This window comes from Pseudomonas putida, from assembly GCA_041879295.1.
Lineage (GTDB): Bacteria > Pseudomonadota > Gammaproteobacteria > Pseudomonadales > Pseudomonadaceae > Aquipseudomonas > Aquipseudomonas putida_Y.
This window is the reverse complement of the sequence record CP047152.1, coordinates 4,533,909-4,556,160: the sequence shown is the minus strand read 5'-3', so window position 1 is coordinate 4,556,160 and position 22,252 is coordinate 4,533,909. Positions and strand designations below refer to the sequence as shown.

The window sequence follows — 22,252 nt, the reverse complement described above, 5'->3', positions numbered from 1 at the left end:
AAATCTGGACGGCAGGGCGAGGCCTTGCCGAAAAAGTCATTTGCAAATGTCCGTGTATTCCCCGAGAATATGCGGCCTTTTGGGCACCCGTGTGCCTATTTGGCATTCAGATTTGCAGTACCAGCTGCTGTATCAACTGCAGCACCGACTATAGGAACGATGTTCACATGGTAACCATTCGTCTGGCCCGTGGCGGCTCGAAAAAGCGCCCATTCTACCACCTGACCGTGACCAACTCGCGTAACGCCCGTGACGGCCGTTTCGTTGAGCGCGTAGGTTTCTTCAACCCGATCGCTGCTGGCGCCGAAGTCAAGCTGTCGGTCAACCAAGAGCGCGTCACCTACTGGCTGAGCCAGGGTGCACAGCCGTCTGAGCGTGTTGCTCAGCTGCTGAAGGAAGCTGCCAAGGCCGCTGCCTGAATAGTATGAACGCGACGCCAGAAAAGGCTGACGACCTCATCGTCGTTGGCAAGATTTTTTCGGTTCACGGCGTTCGCGGCGAGGTGAAGGTGTATTCCTTTACCGATCCGATTGAAAACCTGTTGGATTATCCACGCTGGACGCTTCGGCACGAAGGCAAGGTAAAGCAGGTCGAACTGGTCAGCGGTCGTGGCTCCCAAAAGGGCCTGGTCGTGAAACTGAAAGGTCTCGAGGATCGCGATGAAGCCCGTCTTCTGAGCGGTTACGAAATCTGCATCCCGCGGAGCCTTTTGCCCAACCTGGCTGCCGACGAGTACTACTGGTACCAGTTGGTGGGTCTGAAGGTCATCAACCAGGACGAACAACTGTTCGGCAAGGTCGATCACCTGTTGGAGACCGGTGCGAACGATGTAATGGTGGTCAAGCCCTGCGCAGGCAGCCTGGATGATCGCGAGCGTCTGTTGCCCTATACAGAGCAATGTGTGCCGGCAATCGACCTGGAAGCAGGCGTGATGCGGGTCGAATGGGACGCGGACTTCTAAACGATGGGTAACCTTCGCGTAGACGTCATCACGTTGTTCCCCGAGATGTTCTCGGCCATCACGGAGTACGGCATTACCAGCCGCGCGGTGAAACAAGGGTTGCTTCAGGTGACTTGCTGGAACCCGCGGGACTACACCACAGATCGTCACCACACGGTAGATGATCGGCCGTTTGGCGGTGGTCCGGGCATGGTGATGAAAATCAAGCCTCTGGAAGACGCCTTGGTTAGCGCCAGGCAGGCGACCGGAGCAGCGGCGAAGGTGATCTACCTTTCGCCACAAGGCCGCAAGCTGACTCAGCAGGCGGTCAAAGGCCTGGCCGAACAGGAATCGTTGATCCTGATCGCCGGTCGTTATGAAGGCATCGACGAGCGCTTTATCGAGGCTCATGTCGATGAGGAGTGGTCGATTGGTGACTATGTGCTTTCCGGTGGCGAGCTGCCGGCCATGGTACTGATCGATGCGGTTACGCGGCTGCTGCCCGGAGCTTTAGGGCATGTGGACTCGGCGGAAGAAGATTCTTTCACCGACGGTCTGCTCGATTGCCCGCACTACACCCGGCCTGAGGTGTATGCGGATCAGCGTGTTCCCGACGTGTTGCTAAGTGGCAACCATGCACATATCCGGCGTTGGAGGATGAAGCAGTCCCTTGGTAGGACCTTCGAACGACGCGCCGATCTTCTGGAAAGTCGCTCGCTTTCTGGAGAAGAGAAGAAGCTGCTCGAGGAATATCTCCACGAGCGGGACGATAGTTAAACGTATCGATGGTGGATCGCGTATCCATCTTAGGAGCACAGCATGACCAACAAGATCATCCAGCAGCTCGAAGCCGAGCAGATGAGCAAGGAAATCCCGACCTTCGCACCAGGCGACACCGTTGTCGTTCAGGTTAAAGTGAAGGAAGGTGAGCGTTCCCGTCTGCAGGCGTTCGAAGGCGTCGTTATCGCCAAGCGTAACCGCGGTCTGAACAGCGCCTTCACCGTGCGCAAGATCTCCAGCGGCGTTGGCGTAGAGCGTACCTTCCAGACCTACAGCCCGCAAATCGACAGCCTGGCCGTGAAACGTCGTGGTGACGTGCGTAAAGCCAAGCTGTACTACCTGCGCGACCTGTCCGGCAAAGCCGCTCGCATCAAGGAAAAACTGTCCTGAGTACAGTTTGCCCGGTGGCCGAGGCCGCCTAGCGAGAAAGAAGCAGCCTTCGGGCTGCTTTTTTGCGTTTTGAACCCCCGAAAATGTGATTGCCATGACTACCCGAGACCAGGAAATCCAGCGCCGCACCGAACTGTCGGTTACCCGCGTGACCAAGGCGGTGTTCCCCAATACCACCAACCACCACAACACCCTGTTCGGCGGCACCGCCCTGGCCTGGATGGACGAAGTGTCGTTCATCGCTGCCACGCGTTTCTGCCGCCTGCCGTTGGTGACCGTGTCTACCGACCGCATCGATTTCAAGCACCCGATTCCGGCGGGCTCGATCGTCGAGCTGGTGGGTACGGTGATCAAGGTCGGCAATACCAGCTTGCAGGTGCAGGTGGATGTGTTTGTCGAGAACATGTACCTGGATGGCCGTGACCGTGCGATCCATGGGGTGTTCAGCTTCGTCGCCATCGACGAGGACAAGCGCCCGGTGCCCGTGCTGCCAGGCGCCTGAGTGTCACGGCTCCGGTGCTGGCTCGATCAATGCCACCAGGGTCCAGCCCGGTTGTGGCTGTAACGGGTTATCAGGGCTGGCTACATGAACCCAGCCATGGTCATCGCGTGCGAACAGCAAGTGTGCACGCTCGCCATGCAGCGCCTGGTAGGCGTCCCAGCCAAAGCCTTCGGTCAGGGTGGTGCTATACAACTCGGCGCCCTGATGCATGCGGTTGGCCAGTTGCAAATAGGTCATCGGCTTGGCCCCCAATAGATGCCCGCGGTGCTCTTCGGCCGCCCGATGTTTGTCGCTGCGTTGTTTCTCCAGGCCACTGGCTAGCACGAATAGCCGGTTGTGCCCGAAATCATGACGGAACCTGGCGCAGGCCAATGCATTGATTTCGCCGGCAGGAGAGAGGCCCAGCAAGTGCCCGAGGCCGACCAGGTCCAGATGGGCGTCGGCATGCTGCGAGGCCGGGTTGCCAAAATAGGTCGTGAGCCCGTCCATGCGCGCGGCGCGGATGTTTTCCCAACTGGAGTCCGTCAGCAAAACCCGGCAGCCCAATTGCTGAAGGGTTTTGGCGATGGCCCGGGCCGGCTCGTTGGCACCGACGATGAGAAACCCGCTGGGGGCCGGTTCGGCGACCTTGAGCAAGCGTGCCAGCGGCCTGGCCGTGGCGCTTTGCAGTACCACCGTGCCGATGATTACCGCGAAGGTCAACGGTACCAGCAGCAAGGCATCCTGGTGGCCGGCCTGGTCCAGGCGGATGGCAAAAATGGCTGAAACGGCTGCGGCAACGATACCGCGTGGAGCAATCCAGGCCAGCAGCGCGCGCTCCCGCCAGTTGAGTGTCGAGCCCAGTGTGGCCAGCCAGACGCTGAGGGGGCGTGCCAGCAACTGGATCACCAGCAACAGTGCCAGCACGGCAGGGCCAAGGCCTAGCAGGGCATGCAGGTCAAGGCGTGCAGCCAGCAGGATGAACAGACCGGAAATCAGCAGCACACTGAGGTTTTCCTTGAAGTGCAGGATCTGTCGCACATCAACCCCGCGCATGTTGGCCAGCCACATTCCCATCACGGTGACCGCCAGCAGCCCCGACTCGTGCACGATCTGGTTGGCGGCGATGAAAATACCCAGTACCGCCGCCAGTGACGCGAGGTTGTGCAGGTATTCTGGTAGCCACTGTTCGCGCATGATTTGCCCCAGCAGCCAGCCCCCAGCCGCGCCCAGGGCGGTACCGCAGAAGATCACGCCGGCGAAGGTAACAAGGCTCTGGCTCAGGCCGTTACCCTCGGCGCTGGCGATGATGAAGCTGTATACCACCACGGCGAGCAGCGCGCCGATCGGGTCGATCATGATCCCTTCCCAGCGCAGGATATTCGCGATCGCTGCCTTTGGCCGCACCACGCGTAGCATGGGCACGATCACCGTTGGGCCGGTCACGAGGGTCAGGGTGCCGAAGAGAATCGCCAGCGGCCAGTCGAACCCGAGAAGCCAGTGGGTTGCCAGTGCAATCACCAGCCAGGTGACCAGTGCGCCCACCGTGACCAGGCGATGCACCACACTGCCGATCTCGCGCCACTGCGACAGGTGCAGGGTCAGGCTGCCTTCGAACAGAATCAGCGCTACCGCCAGCGACACCAGCGGCATCAGCAATGGGCCGAACAGCGCCTCGGGGTCGAGCCATCCCAGCGCTGGACCGGCAAGGATCCCGGCCAACAGCAGGAACAGAATTGCCGGCAGCTTCAGGCGCCAGGCCAGCCACTGGCAGGCGAGCGCCGCTGCGCCGATGCCGCCCACACTCAGAAGGATCTGCTGTTCGTTCATGCGGGCTCCCTATGCCGGCGTTGTTATGAAAGACTAAGCGCCATTTCGTCGTTTGCCACCGAGATTTCATGCCCGCCCTCGACCACCCCCTGATCGACCAGTTCCTTGACGCCCTTTGGCTGGAAAAAGGCCTGTCCGACAACACCCGCGTGTCCTACCGTAGCGACCTGGCCCTGTTCAATGGCTGGTTGCAGGAGCACTCGGTATCGTTGCCAGACGCCGGCCGCGACCTGATCCTCGATCACCTGGCCTGGCGCCTGGACCAGGGCTACAAGCCACGTTCCACGGCGCGTTTCCTGTCCGGCCTGCGCGGCTTCTTCCGTTATCTGCTGCGTGAAAAGCTGGTGGCCATTGACCCGACCCTGCAGGTCGATATGCCGCAATTGGGCAAGCCGCTGCCCAAGTCGCTGTCCGAAGCTGACGTCGAAGCCTTGCTGCAGGCTCCGGACCTGGGCGAAGCCATTGGCCAGCGCGACCGTGCCATGCTCGAAGTGCTCTACGCTTGCGGTCTTCGGGTCACCGAACTGGTCAGCCTGACCCTCGATCAGGTCAACCTGCGCCAAGGTGTGCTGCGGGTAATGGGCAAGGGCAGCAAGGAGCGCCTGGTGCCCATGGGCGAAGAAGCTGTGGTGTGGCTGGAACGCTACCAGCGCAATGGCCGCGCCGAACTGCTCAACGGCCGGCCCAGCGACGTGCTGTTCCCCAGCCAGCGCGGCGAGCAGATGACGCGCCAGACCTTCTGGCACCGTATCAAGCACCACGCACGGGTTGCCGGCATCGACAAGCCGCTGTCGCCGCACACCCTGCGGCATGCCTTTGCCACCCACCTGCTCAACCACGGTGCCGACTTGCGTGTGGTGCAGATGCTGCTGGGCCACAGTGACCTTTCGACCACGCAGATCTATACCCACGTCGCCAAGGCCCGTCTGCAGCAGTTGCACGCCCAGCACCACCCACGTGGATGAATGTTTTTCATGTTCCGCCGACCGGTCCTTGCGACCTCCTTCACGGGCAGCGTGATGTGGTAGGCTTGGGCGGTTTGCACCAAGGGCCGCACGGTCACCGCGTATTTTCCGCAGGTGGCGCCCTCCGGCCCCTGTCCGCCTTCAGGAGTTCCCATGCGCGTGACCCAGTTTTTCGCCGCCGCCGCGTTGGCGCTGGCCAGTACCTTTGCCGTTGCTGCGGCAACCGATGGCAACGCCGGTGCCGAGCAGGCCATCCGTAAATCGTTGCAGAACCTCGAGCTGGAAGTGCCCGTGGAAAGCGTGGCCAGCAGTCCGCTCAACGGCCTGTATGAAGTCAAGTTGCAGGGCGGCCGCGTGCTGTATGCCAGCGCCGATGGCCAGTTCGTGATGCAGGGCTACCTGTTCCAGATCCAGGACGGCAAGCCGGTCAACCTCACCGAAAAAGCCGAACGCCAAGGTATTGCCAAGCTCATCAACGGCATTCCAGCCGCCGAGATGGTGGTTTATCCTGCCAAGGGCGAAACCAAGTCGCACATCACCGTGTTCACCGACACCACCTGCCCGTACTGCCACAAGCTGCACGCCGAAGTGCCCGAGTTGAACCGTCGCGGTATTGAAGTGCGCTATGTCGCCTTCCCGCGCCAGGGCCTCGGTTCGTCGGGTGACCAGCAGTTGCAGGCAGTGTGGTGCTCCAGCGACCGCCGTGGGGCGATGGACAAAATGGTCGAAGGTAAAGAAATCAAGGCCGCCAAGTGCACCAACCCGGTCAGCAAGCAGTTCCAGCTGGGTCAGTCGATCGGGGTCAATGGCACGCCGGCCATTGTTCTTGAGAGCGGCCAGGTCATTCCGGGCTACCAGCCGGCACCGCAGGTCGCCAAGCTGGCACTTGCCAAGTAATCCAGTTCAGTACGCCGTCGTCATGGGGTGACGGCAAGTTTCACGGTCGGCAAACGTGTCGGCCGTTCAATGGGGAGTTCACAGTGAAACCGGTCAAAGTAGGCATCTGTGGGTTGGGGACCGTCGGTGGCGGAACCTTCAATGTACTTCAGCGCAACGCCGAGGAGATTGCCCGCCGTGCCGGGCGCGGTATTGAAGTGGCACAGATCGCCATGCGCTCGCAGAACCCGAACTGCCAGATTACCGGTACCCCCATTACCGCTGACGTGTTCGAAGTTGCAAGCAACCCGGAGATCGACATTGTCATCGAGCTGATCGGTGGCTATACCATCGCCCGCGACCTGGTGCTGAAGGCCATCGAAAACGGCAAGCACGTGGTCACCGCCAACAAGGCGCTGATTGCCGTGCACGGCAACGAAATTTTCGCCAAAGCCCGCGAGAAGGGTGTGATTGTCGCGTTCGAGGCGGCCGTAGCCGGTGGCATCCCGGTGATCAAGGCCATCCGCGAAGGCCTGTCGGCCAACCGCATCAACTGGCTGGCTGGCATCATCAACGGCACTGGCAACTTCATCCTCACCGAAATGCGTGAGAAGGGCCGTGCCTTCCCGGACGTGCTGGCCGAAGCCCAGGCGCTGGGCTACGCCGAAGCCGATCCGACCTTTGACGTAGAAGGCATTGACGCTGCGCACAAGCTGACGATCCTGGCGTCCATCGCGTTCGGTATCCCGCTGCAGTTCGACAAGGCCTACACCGAAGGCATCACCCAGCTGACAACGGCAGACGTGAACTATGCCGAGGCGTTGGGCTACCGCATCAAGCACCTGGGTGTGGCTCGTCGCACCGCGGAAGGTATCGAGCTGCGCGTGCACCCGACGCTGATCCCGGCCGACCGCCTGATCGCCAACGTCAACGGCGTGATGAACGCTGTCATGGTCAACGGTGATGCTGCCGGCTCCACCCTGTACTACGGTGCCGGCGCGGGTATGGAGCCTACCGCTTCGTCAGTGGTCGGCGACCTGGTCGACGTAGTCCGTGCCATGACTTCCGACCCGGAAAACCGCGTGCCGCACCTGGCCTTCCAGCCAGACTCGCTGTCGGCCCACCCGATCCTGCCGATCGAAGCCTGCGAAAGCGCCTACTACCTGCGCATCCAGGCCAAGGATCACCCGGGCGTACTGGCCCAGGTCGCCAGCATCCTCTCGGAGCGTGGTATCAACATCGAGTCGATCATGCAGAAGGAAGCCGAGGAGCAGGACGGCCTGGTACCAATGATCCTGGTGACCCATGGCGTGGTCGAGCAGCGTATCAACGACGCCATCGTCGCCCTGGAAGCCCTGCAGGACGTGGTCGGCAAGGTTGTGCGCATTCGCGTCGAGCAGCTCAACTAACAAATATTTGCCGACGGGCCGCCCGCGCGGCCCCGGCCCCAGCATCGAAGGTTTGCACCCATGCGCTATATCAGTACCCGCGGCCAGGCACCGGCCCTGAATTTCGAAGACGTGCTGCTGGCTGGCCTGGCCAGCGACGGCGGGCTTTACGTACCGGAAAACCTGCCACGCTTCACCCAGGAAGAAATCGCCTCCTGGGCCGGCTTGCCCTATCACGAGCTGGCCTTCCGCGTGATGCGCCCGTTCGTCGAAGGCAGCATCGCCGACGCCGACTTCAAGAAGATCCTCGAAGAAACCTACGGTGAGTTCGCCCACGCTGCGGTCGCCCCGTTGCGTCAGTTGAACAGCAACGAGTGGGTGCTGGAGCTGTTCCACGGCCCGACCCTGGCGTTCAAGGACTTTGCCCTTCAGTTGCTCGGTCGCCTGCTTGACCATGTGCTGGCCAAACGCAACGAGCGCGTGGTCATCATCGGTGCCACCAGCGGTGATACCGGTTCCGCCGCGATCGAAGGCTGCCGCCGTTGCGACAACGTCGACATCTTCATCCTGCACCCGCACCAGCGCGTGTCGGAAGTGCAGCGCCGCCAGATGACTACCATCTTTGGCGACAACATCCACAACATCGCCATCGAAGGCAACTTCGACGACTGCCAGGAAATGGTCAAGGCCAGTTTCGCCGACCAGTCGTTCCTCAAGGGCACCCGCCTGGTCGCCGTCAACTCGATCAACTGGGCGCGGATCATGGCCCAGATCGTCTACTACTTCCATGCAGCCCTGCAGCTGGGTGGCCCGGCGCGCTCGGTGGCGTTCTCGGTACCAACCGGCAACTTCGGCGACATCTTCGCCGGCTACCTGGCGCGCAACATGGGCCTGCCGGTCAGCCAATTGATCGTCGCCACCAACCGCAACGACATCCTGCACCGCTTCATGAGCGGCAACCAGTACGTCAAGGAAACCCTGCACGCCACCCTGTCGCCGTCGATGGACATCATGGTTTCGTCCAACTTCGAGCGCCTGCTGTTCGACCTGCATGGCCGCAACGGTGGTGCTATTGCCGAGCTGATGGCCAACTTCAAGCAAGGTGGCGGCTTCAGCGTCGAGCAAGACCGCTGGACCGAAGCCCGCAAACTGTTCGACTCGCTGGCTGTCAGCGACGAGCAAACCTGCGAGACCATCGCAGAAGTGTTCGCCGCCACCGGTGAAGTGCTCGACCCGCATACTGCCATTGGCGTCAAGGCTGCCCGCGAGTGCCGCCGCAGCCTGGACACGCCAATGGTGGTGCTGGGTACTGCGCACCCGGTCAAGTTCCCGGACGCGGTGGAGAAGGCCGGTGTGGGCAAGGCGCTGGAACTACCCGCGCACCTCAGCGACCTGTTCAGCCGTGAAGAGCGTTGCACGGTACTGGCCAATGACCTGAAGGCTGTACAGGGCTTTGTCAGCCAGCACGGCAACCGCGGCAAGCCGCTGTAATAGCATTGCTTTTGGGGCTGCAGCGCGGCCCCAAAGTCTCAGCCTTTTCCCTCTGGTCTATCAGAAACATCCTATTCGGTCCGCCGAGTGCCAAGCATAAATTAGCCGGTCCTCCCACCAGGAGCGGCTCATGCACCAGCCCTATGTGTTAATCCACCAGGCTCGCCCGTCCCACCAGATCCTCTTGCACCAGGCCCTCAACGGCCAAGGTGTGTTCAACGTGCGCATCAGCGAAAGCGTCGCTGACCTTGACGCCTGCCTCTGCGCTGAACGTCGTCCTGACTTGCTGATCCTCGACCACGCCATGCCAGCCCGGGCCGGCCTTGCTTTGCTCGCCCAGCAGCGGCGAGTGCGCGCATTGCTGTTCGTCGGCGAGCCTGCCCCAAAGCGTCAAAACCTTGCCCAAGAGGCCAGAAAACGCGGCATGTGGGTGCTCGACGAGTTGCCCTGGCCGCTGTCGATGCCACGCCTGCAGCATGCCTTGCAAACACTGCAGGTGCGCCCAGGGAGGCGTATTCAAACTGTCATGCCAGCCCCGCATGCTCACTGAAGCGGGCGTGGTTTGACGAACTTTTTGCGGCGCCTGCTGGTCAGTCACTTTAGGTCCCACCACGCAGCGAGTGATCCGGATGGAAAGAATCTGCAGCCTGCTCAACGAAGCCCTGACGCCCTATCAGACCCACCTCGGCATCGCCGATCCCGGCGGTAATCGCCAACTGACCGTTCACGACCGCCTCTCGGGTATTACCTTGCAGCGCACGGTCAGCGAGCGCCAATTGCAGGAGCAACGCCTGTTGATCGACCTCGTGGACGGCTTGCACCGAGACCTGCAAATAGCCGAGGGCCGGTTGCAGCCTTGTGTGATCGCGGCATTGCAGCATCGCCAGCAACCGCAGGGAACCTTTGCCTAAGTGGCTTATCAGACAGTGTAGGGGCAGCCAGCCAGTGCTTTGCTCCGGCGCTGGCAAGGCTGTCACGGGAAGTCCTCAAGGGCTTTCGCTTGGCCCCGGGCGTCTTCCCCAGCGCCCGGGGTTTCTTTTTTGCGGGCAGGCACCTATCCCCAAGGCTGCTCCTGCAAAGACGGTGCATGCCGGGTGGGCTTATCTGTCCTCAAAGAAAAGACGGCTGTCCTTCAGGTAGTCTTCCCGCAATGCAAGGTCCAGCCAGCGGGCATACAACCCTGGCAATACATCCCGGCGCAGGGCAGGCAACAACTGGTCGATGTGTGCAACTGCCGCACGCCCCCGTTCGTTATCTGAACATCCCACATGCAGAAACTGGTAGCGATTCACGCCCTGCACAGTATGAAACTGGTAGTCAGTCAGTGACCCGCCTTGTTGTTCGATCAGGTAGCGCACCTCTGGCCAGTAGCCGAGCACCAGGCGCAGACGCCCCAGTTGCTGCATTTGCAGCAGGTTGGCGGTGGCCTCGTTGCCGTAGTGCCGGCTGAGCGTGCTGTCGGGCAACTGGCTCAGGATGGTGTCAATCTGGGTGCCATAGCTGCGCTCGGCGACGATACCCAGCTTCAGCGAGGCCTTGCTCAGCAGGCCATTCAGGTCCACCTGCTGGCCGTCGAGGTAGGGTGCCACCAGCGCCTGGTTTTCCTTGCGCAACACCAGGCCACCGCTGAGCGCGCCCAGCGATGGAACGGAAAAATGCACATACTCGGCCCGTTTCGGGGTCCACAGCACGGTTGGGTCGCAGGTGAAGGTGTCACGGTCTTGCAGCATCTGCAGGCCGCGGGCGCGGTTGACCCGCACGATGCTGTGCTCGTACTCGGGCATCTGCCTGATCAGCAGCGGTAACAACTGGTCGATCACCCCCCGGCCTTCTTCCGGGCCATCAAAAATGGTGAAAGGTGGCAGGTCACGCACCAGCCAGAAGAGGTGCTCCTTGGCGCTCGCTGGCTGTATCAGCAACGCGGGCAAAAGCCCGCAGAGCAGGACCAGAAGGCGTAGGCAGCGGATTGCGTACATGGAGACAGAAGCGCCAGGGTCAGACCGTGCCCGCTGCACGCAGGCTGGCGATGGCCGCTGCGTCGTAGCCCAGGCTGCCGAGCAGCGCCTCGGTATGCTCGCCCAAGGCCGGGCCAACCCATTCGCTAGATCCGGGCGTTTCCGACAGCTTGGGCACGATGCCGGGCATGTGGAATGGCTTGCCATCCGGCAGCTTGGCCTGCAGGAACATCTCGCGCGCCAGGTACTGGGGGTCGTTGAACATGTCTTCGGCCGAATAGATACGGCTGGCCGGCACTTCGGCGGTGGTCAGCACCTGCATCAGTTGCTCCAGTGGCAGGCTGTTGGCCCAGCGGTCGATTACCCCGTACAACTCGTCACGACGCAGGTCGCGGCCGTCGTTGCTGGCCAAGGTGGGGTCATTGGCCAGGTCGTCGCGACCGATGGCCTGCATGAAGCGCTTGAAGATCGCATCACCGTTGGCGCCGATCTGTACATGCTTGCCGTCGGCGCTTGTGTGGATGGAGGAAGGTGTGATGCCAGGCATGATGTTGCCGGTGCGTTCGCGGATAAAACCGAACACATCGAACTCCGGGACCATGCTCTCCATCATGGCAAAGATCGCCTCGTACAGGGCCACGTCCACCACCTGGCCCTGGCCGCCATTGACTTCCCGGTGGCGCAGCGCCATTAGCGCGCCGATCACCCCCCACAGGGCAGCAATCGAGTCACCGATGGAAATCCCCGTGCGCACCGGGGGGCGGTCATCGAAACCGGTGATGTAGCGCAGGCCGCCCATCGACTCGCCTACGGCACCGAAGCCTGGCTGGTCTTTCATCGGCCCGGTCTGGCCAAAGCCCGACAGGCGCACCATCACCAGGCGCGGGTTCAGCGCATGCAGTACATCCCACCCCAGGCCGAGTTTCTCCAGCACCCCCGGGCGGAAGTTTTCGATCAGGATGTCGGCCTCGGCCAGCAGGCGCTTGAGGATGTCGCGGCCCTCGGGGTGCTTGAGGTTGAGGGTGAGTGACTGTTTGTTGCGGGCCTGCACGAACCACCACAGCGAGGTGCCCTCGTACAGCTTGCGCCACTTGCGCAGCGGGTCGCCGCCGTCGGGCGATTCGACCTTTACCACTTCGGCGCCGAATTCGGCACAGATGCGCGAGGCGAACGGCCCGGCGATCAGGGTACCGAGTTCGACAACTTTAAGGCCGGCGAGGGGTTTGCTGGGCGTCGACATGGGGTATCCGTGGCAGTTGGGCAGAGCCGTGGTTTTATCACACGTCGGTTTCGCCGGGTACTGCTGCGGGGCATGGAAGGTGCGGATGGGGTAGACTGTGCCACTTTCTTTTGCACGAAGCCCGTCGACCATGGCCCAGCCGTCCACCACCTACAAGTTCGAATTGAATCTCACCGACCTTGATCGCAACGTCTACGAAAGCGTCAAACAGACTATCGCTCGGCACCCTTCGGAAACCGAAGAGCGTATGGCCGTTCGTTTGTTGGCGTACGCGCTCTGGTACAACGAGAACTTGTCGTTTGGCCGCGGCCTGTCGGATGTCGATGAACCGGCGCTGTGGGAAAAGAGCCTGGACGATCGCGTGCTGCACTGGATTGAAGTTGGCCAGCCCGATGCCGATCGCCTGACCTGGTGCTCGCGTCGTACCGAACGCACCAGCTTGCTGGCTTACGGCAGCCTGCGAGTGTGGGAAGGCAAAGTAGTGAGCGCGGTCAAGAACCTGAAAAATCTGAGCATTGCCGCTGTGCCGCAGGAGGTGCTGGAAACCTTGGCGACCGACATGCCGCGTAGCATCAAGTGGGACGTGATGATCAGTGAAGGTACGGTATTCGTGACCGACGACCGTGGCCAGCATGAAGTCCAACTGCAGTGGCTGCTCGGTGAGCGTGGTTGAAGCAACCCATGCGTATCGAACCTCGCCCGCTGCCGCCGACCCTGCCATTTCTGGGTAACCTGCCACCCTTGCTGACCCGCCTTTACGCCGCGCGCGGCGTGCAGAGCGAGGCCGAGCTGGACAAAAGCCTGGCACGCCTGCTGCCGTACCAGCAGCTCAAGGGGATCGAGGCCGGTGTGGACCTGCTGGTCGAAGCCATCGACCAGCGCCAGCGCATCCTCATCGTCGGCGACTTCGATGCCGACGGTGCCACCGCCAGCACCGTCGGGGTGCTGGGCCTGCGCCTGCTGGGTGCGGCCCATGTCGATTACCTGGTGCCCAACCGCTTCGAGTACGGCTACGGCCTGACCCCGGAAATCGTCGAGGTGGCGCTGCAGCGCCAGCCGCAGTTGCTGATTACCGTGGACAACGGCATTTCCAGTGTTGATGGGGTGGCAGCCGCCAAGGCCGCCGGGCTCAAGGTGCTGGTCACCGACCACCACCTGCCGGGCGAGCAGTTGCCCGATGCCGATGCCATCATCAACCCCAACCAGCCGGGCTGCAGCTTTCCGAGCAAGTCGCTGGCCGGGGTAGGGGTGATCTTTTATGTGTTGATGGCCCTGCGCGCTCGCTTGCGCAGCCTTGGGCGCTACGAGGCGCAGCCACAGCCAAACATTGGCGAGCTGCTCGATCTGGTGGCGCTGGGCAGTGTTGCTGACGTGGTGCCGCTGGATGCCAACAACCGCATCCTGGTGCACCAAGGCCTCGAGCGCATCCGCGCCGGTCGAGCCCGACCAGGGCTGAAGGCCATTCTCGAAGTGGCCCGCCGTGATCACCGGCGGATCACCTCGACCGACCTCGGTTTCATCCTCGGCCCGCGGTTGAACGCCGCAGGGCGGCTGGACGACATGAGCCTGGGTATAGAATGCCTGCTGTGCGAAGACGCGGCGCTGGCCCAGGACATGGCCCAGCAGCTGGACGACCTGAACCAGGACCGCAAGTCCATCGAGCAGGGCATGCAGCGCGAGGCCCTGGCCCAGCTCAAGGACCTGCCGGTCGAGTCCATGCCCTACGGCTTGTGCCTGTTCGATGCCGATTGGCACCAAGGGGTGATCGGTATTCTGGCTTCGCGTCTGAAGGAACGTTACCACCGGCCGACCATTGCGTTCGCTGATGCTGGCGACGGCATGCTCAAAGGTTCGGCGCGCTCGGTGCCGGGCTTCCATATTCGCGATGCGCTGGATGCCGTGGCCGCGCGCCACCCGCAACTGATCAGCAAGTTCGGCGGCCACGCCATGGCGGCAGGGTTATCGTTGCCCGAGGCCAATTTCCCGGCATTTGCCGAGGCGTTCGATGAAGAGGTGCGGCGTCAACTGCGCGAAGAAGACCTGACCGGCCGGCTGTTATCCGACGGTAGCCTGGCGGTCGAGGAATTCCACCTCGACCTGGCCAAGGCCCTGCGCCACGCCGGGCCTTGGGGCCAGCACTTCCCGGAGCCGCTGTTCCATGGCGTGTTCCAGTTGGTGGAGCAGCGTGTGGTTGGCGAACGGCACCTGAAAGTGGTGCTCAAGAGCGAATGTGGCTCGGTGCGGCTGGATGGCATTGCCTTCGGCATTGACCGCGAAGTGTGGCCAAACCCGACGGTGCGCTGGGTGGAGTTGGCGTACAAGCTGGATGTGAACGAGTTTCGCGGTAATGAGAGTGTGCAGTTGATGATTGCGCATATGGAGCCGCGCTGAGTTTAGCGTCAGGTGCCTGCCTTGGATCTTGCGCTGGGGCACAAATCGAGCGCAGCCCGCGCGGCGCTCGATCTCCCAGGTGCTGCTCAGGTTCAGTTGCACTCCTTTCTGGGGCGGTAGTAGATCGCCGCTGCCGCAATCAAGATGCTGATGCCGCTAAATGAGAAAATGATAACTGCTAGTGTGGTCTCCCGGTTTCTTACATTGGTGACATGTGCCGCCATTGCAGAATCATAAAGAAACATTCCATTAGGAGCGATTAAGCGCTGAGCCGTTGCAGCGCTTTTAGAGGTTGCTATGTCAACAAAGAGTGGCGTATTTAGGTCCAGGCTCGCTGCATCATAGTATATTTTGTCTGCATAAAGATGAGCGTTGTGGTGCTTTCCATTTGAAGTTTTAAACTTGATGCTGAACGTATAAAGAGATTTGTCGCTATCCCAGGTTTCAGGCTTGGAGGTGAGAGAGGCTGGAACTCGCGACCATAACTCTTCATTGGTGTTTTTGTGTTCGCGCCACATGAATGTGAAGCTGGTGCCTAGGGTTAGATTTATAAGTCCGCCTATTAATAGTGCTTTGGCTTGTTTGTGAGGCGGGAGTTCACGTATGAGTTTTAGCGATTGCTGCCAGATATTCATATCGGCTCGTTACGGCGTGGAGGGTTTTACAGGTTGGCTAGAAGTACTGATCCTGCTGCGCGCTGCTACAGCATATGTAGTTATCTTGATTGTCCTGGTTGTCGTCAATAGGTACGGTAATTGATGGTGCTTGGTCGGGTGACTTTATACCATCTATACTTTCTATGCTTATAGTCAGTGTTGCGTCAGGGGCAGGTATGTCAGGGGTAGATGTCACCGCTACTGAGTTGCTGCTGGAGTTTCCGCTAAGGGGAGGCGGTTGCGTTGAATTGAAAGTCTCGCTCCCTGTTGGGGCGGTGTGAGCCTGGCTGCTATCTGGAAAACTTAGTGGTTCGGTGCCTAGGGATATTTCTGAAGAGTCAGGGTTCCAGTTAACGGTTGTGATCATTCCCTGGTGGGTGGAAAGTATCTGGTCAGGTGAAGCGAGTGTGAAGTCAGGCGCAATCCGTGGCGCGGTAAAACCAGTAAGGTTACCTTGACTCAGCAGGCTGGTAAAGAGTGGAGCCATCTTGTCGTAAGCTGCTTTAGCCAGGTCAGAATTGAAGATGCTATAGAGTGTGGCGGTTACGCCCACGACTGTGGCCCCTCCAGCAATTAAAGGTGCTCCGGCCAGAATGGCGAACGAGGCCACGATGCCTGCGACGTTGCTTGCCAAACTTATGACATCTCCGCTCTTAATTTTCGCGCCCTCTTTGAGGTCTGCCGCGACTTTCAGGAAGGTCACGGTGCCAGAAAGGGTATTGGTAACAATGTTAATGAAGGGTACAGCACCTATCGGGAGGTGAGTGACGGAGACTACTGAGGCTATCGCCGTAGTTGTCTGTGCTGTTTGGATGACTAGTGAAAATCCGGTTTTATCTGTGTTGAATTGGTCGTGGATTGCTGCTGCTCCCCCAGTTTGATTGATGGGTTTTGCCGTTTTATCTATTACTGCTACTATCAGTTCGGCGCGTGTGCTCATTGTTTAATATTCTTATTCATGGTCTTGAAAGCGATAGTGATTCGCAATTTGTCGCAGTCAACGGTGGGCGCTCTGGCTCTGTGCGGTATGTGTCCGTCGAAAATCGCTATGCGTCCCGGCTTTGGTTGTATGGCAGCGATGGTGTCATTCTTCTGCTGATCGAATAGAATCAGTTCGCCGCCCCATGTGGTTTCCCACTGGGCATTGCAGAAGAGGACTGCGGTTTTTCCTGGTTCAATTGATTTGTTATCTCTATGAATAGGACTGTCTTGGCCGAAAGTCTGGCCGTTTGCGTAAACACCCAGCAGCAAACAGTCACGCATGTGAGCAAGCTGCGTGCGCCTCCAAATATCAAGTAGAAAGCCCCAATGGCTGTCGCTGGCCAGTTCATGCTCGCAGCACTCCAGTGAGGTACGTTTGCTACCGGCTATGAAGATGTGCCAGCAAGGACGTGCGAGGGGAATTGTATTAATGGGCCAGCCATATCTCCATATTGCACCCGAAAATGAATTTGTGAGTAAATTTTGCTCGTGTTCAGTAATAAACTTATCTAATACTGTCGGTTTTTCTGTAAAGGGGATATCCGTCATTGACTCAACTCGCGAGCGTGGAGGTCGAGTTTGTGCGAACTGCGTGATTGGCTTCATTGGTCGCCGTGACGTGATGGACAATAGTATTTGAGAGGCAGAACAGCGATAGGAGGAGGGAGATGTTGCTTGAGAAGAATTTCCCAAGAGAACGTAGAACTTTAAGTAATAGGCTGTAGGATTTTTCTAAGATGCCCGGTAGGCCGGGTGGAAAGGGTTGTCGTGGGTGGTACTACCCTAGCGCTTAAAGGCATCGCCAGCTCATATGTGTAGGAAACGTCTGATACATGCGTCGGACCATTCAGAAATCCCGGGGCCGTACTAAGGCCATTAAGTGCCTGCCTTGATTCTTGCAGGGTTGCGGAAGTCGAGCGCCGCCCGCGCGGCGCATCGCGGATAAATCCGCTCCTACAGTTTGTTTCGGGCCAGTCACTCCTGTGAGGCCACCGCTGTTCGCCTTGTTTGTTCCCTTCGATATCGAGGTGGGCACCACTGCTTTTCATCGGTCTTCAGCCATGCATCAAGGCGGTCCCTGTTGGCGGCACAGGAGTGATTGGCCCGAAACAGATGTAGGAGCGGATTTATCCGCGATGCGCCGCGCGGGCGGCGCTCGATCTCACAGGCGCTGCAAACCTTTCGGCGAACCCCTCGCCATCCCACAGAACCTTCCCCACCACCAATCTGGTCTAGTCTCATTAATGACCGGCACCGGGCCAGGGATGTGCACTTGAGTGTCCGGGCCGGATCACCATTGGAGTCCTTGGGAGGTGCCCTCATGAGCCTGCTGCTCGAGCCTTACACCCTGCGTCAGCTGACCTTGCCCAACCGCATCGCCGTGTCACCAATGTGCCAGTATTCCGCCGTCGATGGCTTGGCCAACGACTGGCATCTCGTCCATTTAGGCAGCCGTGCCGTCGGTGGCGCCGGCCTGGTAATCACTGAAGCCGTGGCGGTGACCGCCGATGGCCGGATCACCGCCGAAGACCTGGGCCTGTGGGACGACGCCCAGATAGCGCCGTTGCAGCGCATCACCCGCTTCATCAGTGCCCAGGGCGCCGTGGCTGGTATTCAGCTGGCTCACGCCGGGCGCAAAGCCAGTACCTACCGCCCGTGGCTTGGCAAACCAGGCAGCGTCAAACTGGAGGAGGGCGGCTGGCAGCCGGTGGGGCCATCGAGGATCGCCTTCGATCCGCAGCACACGCCTCCACGCGAGCTGAGCCAGGACGAGATCCAGGATGTAATCGCCGCTTTCGTCGCCTCGACCGAACGCGCCTTGAAGGCTGGATTCAAGGTGGTGGAAATCCATGCTGCCCATGGCTACCTGCTGCACCAGTTCCTGTCACCGCTGAGCAACCAGCGCCGTGACGAATACGGCGGTAGCTTCGAAAACCGTATCCGCCTGACCTTGGAGGTGGTCGACGCCGTGCGCAAGGCCTGGCCTGCCGAATTACCGCTGTTCGTGCGGGTATCGGCTACCGATTGGGTAGAGGATGGCTGGAACCCGGATGAAACCGTTGAACTGGCTCGCCGCCTGCGGAGTTTGGGCGTGGATCTGATCGATGTTTCTTCTGGTGGCACCTCGGTCAACGCCGAGATCCCTACCGGCCCCGGCTACCAGACCCGCTTTGCCGAGCGCGTGCGCAAGGAATCGGAAATGGCCACCGGCACGGTGGGCATGATCACCGAACCGGCCCAGGCCGAGCACATCCTGCGCACCGGCCAGGCCGACATTATCTTCCTGGCCCGCGAACTGCTGCGCGACCCGTACTGGCCGCTGCATGCCGACGACGACCTGGGCGGCAACAAGGCCACCTGGCCGGCGCAATACCAACGCGCCACGAGCAGGGCCAACCCGATTCACGAGTCTGATTTGCGGGACTAGGGGCTTCGAGTTGCTGGGGGTTGGCGAGAGTTTTGTTTGGGGCTGAGATCGAGCGCCGCCCGCGCGGCGCATCGCGAGCTACGCTCGCTCCTACGTTTGTTTCGGGCCAGTCACGCCTGTGACAGGCGCGCGCGACCGCCTTGTTTGTACGACGCGATATCGCGCCATGCGCCAAGGCGTTCGCGCGCAAATCCCACAGGCATAATTGGCCCGAAACAAACGTAGGAGCGAGCGTAGCTCGCGATGCGCCGCGCGGGCGGCGCTCGATCTCGTTGGCGTTACAAATGTACCGACGTACCCCTGAGCCTCCTCAATGCTTGATCATCACATGCCGCACACAGGTGTAGTCCTCCAGCCCATACATCGACATGTCCTTGCCATACCCTGAATGCTTCTGCCCGCCATGGGGCATTTCGCTGACCAGCATGAAGTGGGTGTTCACCCAGGTGCAGCCGTACTGCAAGCGCGCCGCCAGGCGGTGGGCGCGGCCGGTGTCACGGGTCCATACCGATGAGGCCAGGCCGTAGTTGGAGTCGTTGGCCCATTCCAGCACCTGCGCTTCATCGGTGAAGCGGGTGACCGAAACCACAGGGCCAAAAACTTCGTTGCGCACGATCTCGTCGTCCTGCAGGGCATCGGCCAGCACAGTAGGCTCGAAGAAATAGCCATCGCCCTCTATTGCCTTGCCACCGGTTACCAGACGAATGTGCGGCTGGGCGATGGCCCGCTGCACCAAACCGGCGACCTTGTCGCGGTGCTGGGCACTGATCAGCGGCCCCAGTTCGGTTTCTTCAGACTCCTGCAGGCCCGGTTTGAGGCTGGCTACGGCTTTCCCCAAGCGCTCGACGAAGCGCTCGTAGATCCCGTCCTGCACATACAGACGGCAGGCTGCGGTGCAGTCCTGGCCGGCGTTGTAAAAGCCGAAGGTTCGGATGCCGTCGATGGCGGCATCGATGTCAGCGTCATCGAACACCAGCACCGGCGCTTTGCCGCCCAATTCCATGTGCATGCGTTTCACGCTGTCGGCGGTGGCGCTGATGATGTGCGCGCCGGTGGGGATCGAGCCGGTCAGCGATACCATGCGCACCTTGGGGTGGGTTATCAACGGGTTGCCGACCGTCTGGCCGCGACCGAAGAGAATGTTCAGCACCCCCGGCGGGAGCAAGTCCTGGGCCAGCTCGCCCAGGCGCAGGGCCGTCAGGGGCGTCAGTTCGGACGGCTTTATCACCACTGTGTTGCCGGCAGCCAGGGCCGGGGCGATCTTCCAGGCCAGCATCATCAGCGGGTAGTTCCACGGCGCGATGGAAGCCACCACACCCAACGGGTCGCGGCGAATCATCGAGGTGTGGCCCGGCAGGTACTCGCCTGCCGCCAAGCCGCCCAGGCAGCGCGCCGCACCGGCAAAGTAGCGGAACACGTCGGCAATCGCCGGGATTTCGTCGTTCAGTGCAGCGCTCAGGGGCTTGCCGCAGTTTTGCGATTCCAGCCTGGCCAGTTCATCGCCATGGGCTTCGATGGCGTCGGCCAGCGCCAGCAAGGCCTGCGAACGTTCTTTAGGGCTGGTTTGCGACCAGCTGTCGAAGGCCTGGTCGGCAGCGCGCACGGCGCTGTCCACCTGGGCTTCGCTGGCTTCGTTGATCTGCGCCAGGGCAGTGCCCAGCGCCGGGTTGAGCACGGTCCAGGCCGGGCCTTGGCCAGCGACCAGCTGGCCATTGATCAGCATCTGCGTTTGCATCGGGGGCTCCTCCAGGGTCATTTGCCTCCGCCCGCGACGCTGTCGCCGCCACGGGTCAGGTAATAGGCGCCAAGAATCGGCAGCATGGTCACCAGCATCACCAGCATGGCGACAACGTTGGTCACGGGTACGTCGCGCGGGCGACTGAGCTGGTTGAGCAGCCAGATCGGCAGGGTGCGCTCGTGCCCGGCGGTGAACGTGGTGACGATGATTTCATCGAACGACAAGGCAAAGGCCAGCATGCCGCCCGCCAGCAGCGCCGAGCCGAGGTTGGGCAGGACGATGTAGCGGAAAGTCTGCCAACCGTCGGCGCCAAGGTCCATCGAGGCTTCGATCAGGCTTTGCGAGGTACGCCGCAGGCGGGCGATCACGTTGTTGTAGACGATCACCACGCAGAACGTGGCGTGGCCGACTACGATGGTGAACACCCCGGGCTCTATCCCCAGCGTCTTGAATGCCGAGAGCAGGGCGAGGCCGGTGATGATGCCGGGCAGGGCGATGGGCAGGATCAGCACCAGCGAAATGCTTTCCTTGCCAAAAAAACTGCGCCGGTACAGCGCCGCCGAGGCCAGCGTACCGAGCACCAGTGCGATCAATGTGGCCAGGCAAGCCACCTGCAGCGAAAGCTTGATTGCCTCAAGCACATCGGGCCGGGCGAAGGCCACGTCGATCCACTTCAGGGTAAAGCCTTTGGGCGGAAAGCTGAACGCCGCGTCTTCGGTATTGAAGGCGTACAGGAAGATGATCAGGATCGGGAAGTGCAGGAACAGCAAGCCGCCCCACGCCGCCAGGCGCAGCCCTGCAGACGCTTTTTCAGAGTGCATCGAAGGCCCCCAGGCGCTTGACGATGGCCAGGTACACCGCGATCAGCACGATGGGCACCAAGGTGAATGCGGCGGCCATCGGCATGTTGCCGATCGCCCCTTGCTGGGCATAGACCATGCTGCCGATGAAGTAGCCGGGCGGGCCGACCAGTTGTGGCACGATGAAGTCACCCAGGGTGAGCGAGAAGGTGAAGATCGAGCCGGCGGCGATACCGGGGATCGACAGCGGCAGGATCACCTGCACGAAGGTTTGCCCTGGCCGGGCGCCCAGGTCTGCCGAAGCCTGCAGCAGCGACGGTGGCAAGCGCTCCAGCGAGGCCTGGATCGGCAGGATCATGAACGGCAGCCAGATATACACGAACACCAGGAAGCGCCCCAGGTGCGAAGTCGACAGCGTGCTGCCGCCCACGCCCGGCACGGCCAGCACTGCTTGCAGCAGGCCATCCAGATGCAGCTGCTGGACGAACCATTGGGTCACGCCGCCCTTGGCCAATAGTAGGGTCCAGGCATAGGTCTTGACGATATAGCTGGCCCACATGGGCATCATCACCGCGATGTAGAAAAAAGCCTTGGTCTTGCCGCTGGTGTAGCGCGCCATGTAGTAGGCGATGGGGAAGGCCAGTACCGCGCTGGCCAGCGACACCGCCACCGCCATGCTCAGGGTGCGCAGGATGATGTCGAAGTTCGACGGGTTGAACAGCGCGGCGAAGTTGCCCAGGGTCAGGTCCGGGGTCACCGCCATGGTGAAGTCGTCGAAGGTATAGAAGCCCTGCCACAGCAGGTTCAGCAGCGAGCCCAGGTAAATCGCGCCGAACCAGGTCAGCGGCGGGATCAACAGCAGTGCCAGGTACAGGTTGGGGCGCCGGTACAGCAGGTTGGACAAGCTGCGCAGTGTGCTCAT

23 protein-coding genes are annotated in these 22,252 nt (G+C 60.9%); 14 read left to right on the top strand and 9 right to left on the bottom strand.

Annotated elements, in window-relative coordinates; all coding sequences use genetic code 11:
* Nucleotides 1-167 precede the first annotated feature (167 nt).
* The 5 genes from rpsP to GST84_20865 all read left to right on the top strand — a co-directional run bounded on the left by rpsP (nucleotide 168) and on the right by GST84_20865 (nucleotide 2,612).
* On the top strand, nucleotides 168-419 hold the full coding sequence (gene rpsP, locus GST84_20885) for a 30S ribosomal protein S16 (GenBank protein ID XGB14653.1): 252 nt from the start codon (nucleotides 168-170) through the stop codon (nucleotides 417-419).
* 5 nt (nucleotides 420-424) lie between these two features.
* On the top strand, nucleotides 425-961 hold the full coding sequence (rimM, locus tag GST84_20880; GenBank protein XGB14652.1) for a ribosome maturation factor RimM: 537 nt from the start codon (nucleotides 425-427) through the stop codon (nucleotides 959-961).
* Between the two features lie 3 nt (nucleotides 962-964).
* Nucleotides 965-1,717 carry a tRNA (guanosine(37)-N1)-methyltransferase TrmD gene (trmD, locus tag GST84_20875; protein XGB14651.1) on the top strand — a complete coding sequence of 251 codons (753 nt, stop codon included), beginning with the start codon at nucleotides 965-967 and terminating at the stop codon, nucleotides 1,715-1,717.
* Between the two features lie 42 nt (nucleotides 1,718-1,759).
* Nucleotides 1,760-2,110: a 50S ribosomal protein L19 gene (rplS, locus tag GST84_20870; GenBank protein XGB14650.1), complete on the top strand. Its 351-nt coding sequence runs from the start codon at nucleotides 1,760-1,762 to the stop codon at nucleotides 2,108-2,110.
* Between the two features lie 94 nt (nucleotides 2,111-2,204).
* Entirely contained in the window at nucleotides 2,205-2,612 is a 408-nt protein-coding gene (locus GST84_20865; GenBank protein XGB14649.1) for an acyl-CoA thioesterase, read from the top strand.
* A gap of 3 nt (nucleotides 2,613-2,615) precedes the next feature.
* On the opposite strand, the gene GST84_20860 is transcribed toward GST84_20865, so the two are convergent.
* Nucleotides 2,616-4,421 carry a sodium:proton antiporter gene (locus GST84_20860; protein ID XGB14648.1) on the bottom strand — a complete coding sequence of 602 codons (1,806 nt, stop codon included), beginning with the start codon at nucleotides 4,419-4,421 and terminating at the stop codon, nucleotides 2,616-2,618.
* Nucleotides 4,422-4,489: 68 nt separating this feature from the next.
* On the opposite strand from GST84_20860, the gene xerD reads away from it, so the two are divergent.
* The 6 genes from xerD to GST84_20830 all read left to right on the top strand — a co-directional run bounded on the left by xerD (nucleotide 4,490) and on the right by GST84_20830 (nucleotide 10,052).
* Entirely contained in the window at nucleotides 4,490-5,386 is an 897-nt protein-coding gene (gene xerD, locus GST84_20855) for a site-specific tyrosine recombinase XerD (protein XGB14647.1), read from the top strand.
* Between the two features lie 153 nt (nucleotides 5,387-5,539).
* Nucleotides 5,540-6,283, top strand: a complete 744-nt coding sequence (locus GST84_20850) for a thioredoxin fold domain-containing protein (GenBank protein XGB14646.1) — start codon at nucleotides 5,540-5,542, stop codon at nucleotides 6,281-6,283.
* Between the two features lie 83 nt (nucleotides 6,284-6,366).
* Nucleotides 6,367-7,671, top strand: coding sequence for a homoserine dehydrogenase (locus GST84_20845; GenBank protein ID XGB14645.1), 1,305 nt, complete (start codon nucleotides 6,367-6,369; stop codon nucleotides 7,669-7,671).
* Nucleotides 7,672-7,731: 60 nt separating this feature from the next.
* Nucleotides 7,732-9,141: a threonine synthase gene (locus GST84_20840; GenBank protein XGB14644.1), complete on the top strand. Its 1,410-nt coding sequence runs from the start codon at nucleotides 7,732-7,734 to the stop codon at nucleotides 9,139-9,141.
* A 130-nt stretch (nucleotides 9,142-9,271) separates the two neighbouring features.
* Nucleotides 9,272-9,691: a histidine kinase gene (locus GST84_20835; GenBank protein XGB14643.1), complete on the top strand. Its 420-nt coding sequence runs from the start codon at nucleotides 9,272-9,274 to the stop codon at nucleotides 9,689-9,691.
* Between the two features lie 79 nt (nucleotides 9,692-9,770).
* Nucleotides 9,771-10,052 carry a DUF3509 domain-containing protein gene (locus GST84_20830; GenBank protein ID XGB14642.1) on the top strand — a complete coding sequence of 94 codons (282 nt, stop codon included), beginning with the start codon at nucleotides 9,771-9,773 and terminating at the stop codon, nucleotides 10,050-10,052.
* A gap of 189 nt (nucleotides 10,053-10,241) precedes the next feature.
* Here GST84_20830 and GST84_20825 read toward each other — a convergent pair whose 3' ends face one another.
* Both GST84_20825 and GST84_20820 read right to left on the bottom strand, forming a co-directional pair.
* On the bottom strand, nucleotides 10,242-11,117 hold the full coding sequence (locus tag GST84_20825) for a TIGR02285 family protein (protein XGB14641.1): 876 nt from the start codon (nucleotides 11,115-11,117) through the stop codon (nucleotides 10,242-10,244).
* 19 nt (nucleotides 11,118-11,136) lie between these two features.
* Nucleotides 11,137-12,336 (bottom strand): CoA transferase, encoded by a 1,200-nt coding sequence (locus GST84_20820; GenBank protein XGB14640.1) that lies wholly within the window; start codon nucleotides 12,334-12,336, stop codon nucleotides 11,137-11,139.
* A gap of 130 nt (nucleotides 12,337-12,466) precedes the next feature.
* Between GST84_20820 and GST84_20815 the strand changes: the two genes are divergently transcribed.
* The gene (locus tag GST84_20815) at nucleotides 12,467-13,009 is read left to right on the top strand and encodes a hypothetical protein (GenBank protein ID XGB14639.1); all 543 of its coding nucleotides are present in this window, start codon (nucleotides 12,467-12,469) and stop codon (nucleotides 13,007-13,009) included.
* Nucleotides 13,010-13,017: 8 nt separating this feature from the next.
* On the top strand, nucleotides 13,018-14,727 hold the full coding sequence (gene recJ, locus GST84_20810; GenBank protein XGB14638.1) for a single-stranded-DNA-specific exonuclease RecJ: 1,710 nt from the start codon (nucleotides 13,018-13,020) through the stop codon (nucleotides 14,725-14,727).
* A gap of 92 nt (nucleotides 14,728-14,819) precedes the next feature.
* Here recJ and GST84_20805 read toward each other — a convergent pair whose 3' ends face one another.
* From GST84_20805 to GST84_20795, 3 genes are read right to left on the bottom strand one after another with little or no spacing between them, the layout of a single operon-like run.
* Nucleotides 14,820-15,362 (bottom strand): hypothetical protein, encoded by a 543-nt coding sequence (locus GST84_20805; protein XGB14637.1) that lies wholly within the window; start codon nucleotides 15,360-15,362, stop codon nucleotides 14,820-14,822.
* 37 nt (nucleotides 15,363-15,399) lie between these two features.
* On the bottom strand, nucleotides 15,400-16,323 hold the full coding sequence (locus tag GST84_20800; protein XGB14636.1) for a hypothetical protein: 924 nt from the start codon (nucleotides 16,321-16,323) through the stop codon (nucleotides 15,400-15,402).
* Complete coding sequence (locus tag GST84_20795) at nucleotides 16,320-16,646, bottom strand: 2OG-Fe(II) oxygenase (protein ID XGB15815.1); 327 nt, start codon at nucleotides 16,644-16,646, stop codon at nucleotides 16,320-16,322. The genes GST84_20800 and GST84_20795 overlap by 4 nt, the downstream gene beginning before the upstream one ends.
* A gap of 1,039 nt (nucleotides 16,647-17,685) precedes the next feature.
* Between GST84_20795 and GST84_20790 the strand changes: the two genes are divergently transcribed.
* On the top strand, nucleotides 17,686-18,792 hold the full coding sequence (locus tag GST84_20790) for an oxidoreductase (protein ID XGB14635.1): 1,107 nt from the start codon (nucleotides 17,686-17,688) through the stop codon (nucleotides 18,790-18,792).
* Nucleotides 18,793-19,102: 310 nt separating this feature from the next.
* Here the strand turns inward: GST84_20790 and GST84_20785 are convergent, their stop codons facing one another.
* From GST84_20785 to GST84_20775, 3 genes are read right to left on the bottom strand one after another with little or no spacing between them, the layout of a single operon-like run.
* Nucleotides 19,103-20,527, bottom strand: a complete 1,425-nt coding sequence (locus GST84_20785; protein ID XGB14634.1) for an aldehyde dehydrogenase family protein — start codon at nucleotides 20,525-20,527, stop codon at nucleotides 19,103-19,105.
* 17 nt (nucleotides 20,528-20,544) lie between these two features.
* Entirely contained in the window at nucleotides 20,545-21,351 is an 807-nt protein-coding gene (locus GST84_20780) for an ABC transporter permease subunit (GenBank protein ID XGB14633.1), read from the bottom strand.
* Nucleotides 21,341-22,252: an ABC transporter permease subunit gene (locus GST84_20775; protein XGB14632.1), complete on the bottom strand. Its 912-nt coding sequence runs from the start codon at nucleotides 22,250-22,252 to the stop codon at nucleotides 21,341-21,343. Before GST84_20775 ends, GST84_20780 begins: the two co-directional genes overlap by 11 nt.

Coding starts and splice junctions, on each gene's coding strand:
- GST84_20840 (XGB14644.1), top strand. CDS start 7,732: ATGCGCTATATCAGTACCCGCGGCCAGGCACCGGCCCTGAATTTCGAA.
- GST84_20790 (XGB14635.1), top strand. CDS start 17,686: ATGAGCCTGCTGCTCGAGCCTTACACCCTGCGTCAGCTGACCTTGCCC.
- GST84_20780 (XGB14633.1), bottom strand. CDS start 21,351: ATGCACTCTGAAAAAGCGTCTGCAGGGCTGCGCCTGGCGGCGTGGGGC.
- GST84_20820 (XGB14640.1), bottom strand. CDS start 12,336: ATGTCGACGCCCAGCAAACCCCTCGCCGGCCTTAAAGTTGTCGAACTC.
- GST84_20865 (XGB14649.1), top strand. CDS start 2,205: ATGACTACCCGAGACCAGGAAATCCAGCGCCGCACCGAACTGTCGGTT.
- GST84_20835 (XGB14643.1), top strand. CDS start 9,272: ATGCACCAGCCCTATGTGTTAATCCACCAGGCTCGCCCGTCCCACCAG.
- GST84_20815 (XGB14639.1), top strand. CDS start 12,467: ATGGCCCAGCCGTCCACCACCTACAAGTTCGAATTGAATCTCACCGAC.
- recJ (XGB14638.1), top strand. CDS start 13,018: ATGCGTATCGAACCTCGCCCGCTGCCGCCGACCCTGCCATTTCTGGGT.
- GST84_20850 (XGB14646.1), top strand. CDS start 5,540: ATGCGCGTGACCCAGTTTTTCGCCGCCGCCGCGTTGGCGCTGGCCAGT.
- GST84_20860 (XGB14648.1), bottom strand. CDS start 4,421: ATGAACGAACAGCAGATCCTTCTGAGTGTGGGCGGCATCGGCGCAGCG.
- GST84_20775 (XGB14632.1), bottom strand. CDS start 22,252: ATGAGCACACTGCGCAGCTTGTCCAACCTGCTGTACCGGCGCCCCAAC.
- GST84_20800 (XGB14636.1), bottom strand. CDS start 16,323: ATGAGCACACGCGCCGAACTGATAGTAGCAGTAATAGATAAAACGGCA.
- xerD (XGB14647.1), top strand. CDS start 4,490: ATGCCCGCCCTCGACCACCCCCTGATCGACCAGTTCCTTGACGCCCTT.
- GST84_20795 (XGB15815.1), bottom strand. CDS start 16,646: ATGCGTGACTGTTTGCTGCTGGGTGTTTACGCAAACGGCCAGACTTTC.
- GST84_20830 (XGB14642.1), top strand. CDS start 9,771: ATGGAAAGAATCTGCAGCCTGCTCAACGAAGCCCTGACGCCCTATCAG.
- rimM (XGB14652.1), top strand. CDS start 425: ATGAACGCGACGCCAGAAAAGGCTGACGACCTCATCGTCGTTGGCAAG.
- rplS (XGB14650.1), top strand. CDS start 1,760: ATGACCAACAAGATCATCCAGCAGCTCGAAGCCGAGCAGATGAGCAAG.
- trmD (XGB14651.1), top strand. CDS start 965: ATGGGTAACCTTCGCGTAGACGTCATCACGTTGTTCCCCGAGATGTTC.
- GST84_20785 (XGB14634.1), bottom strand. CDS start 20,527: ATGCAAACGCAGATGCTGATCAATGGCCAGCTGGTCGCTGGCCAAGGC.
- rpsP (XGB14653.1), top strand. CDS start 168: ATGGTAACCATTCGTCTGGCCCGTGGCGGCTCGAAAAAGCGCCCATTC.
- GST84_20825 (XGB14641.1), bottom strand. CDS start 11,117: ATGTACGCAATCCGCTGCCTACGCCTTCTGGTCCTGCTCTGCGGGCTT.
- GST84_20805 (XGB14637.1), bottom strand. CDS start 15,362: ATGAATATCTGGCAGCAATCGCTAAAACTCATACGTGAACTCCCGCCT.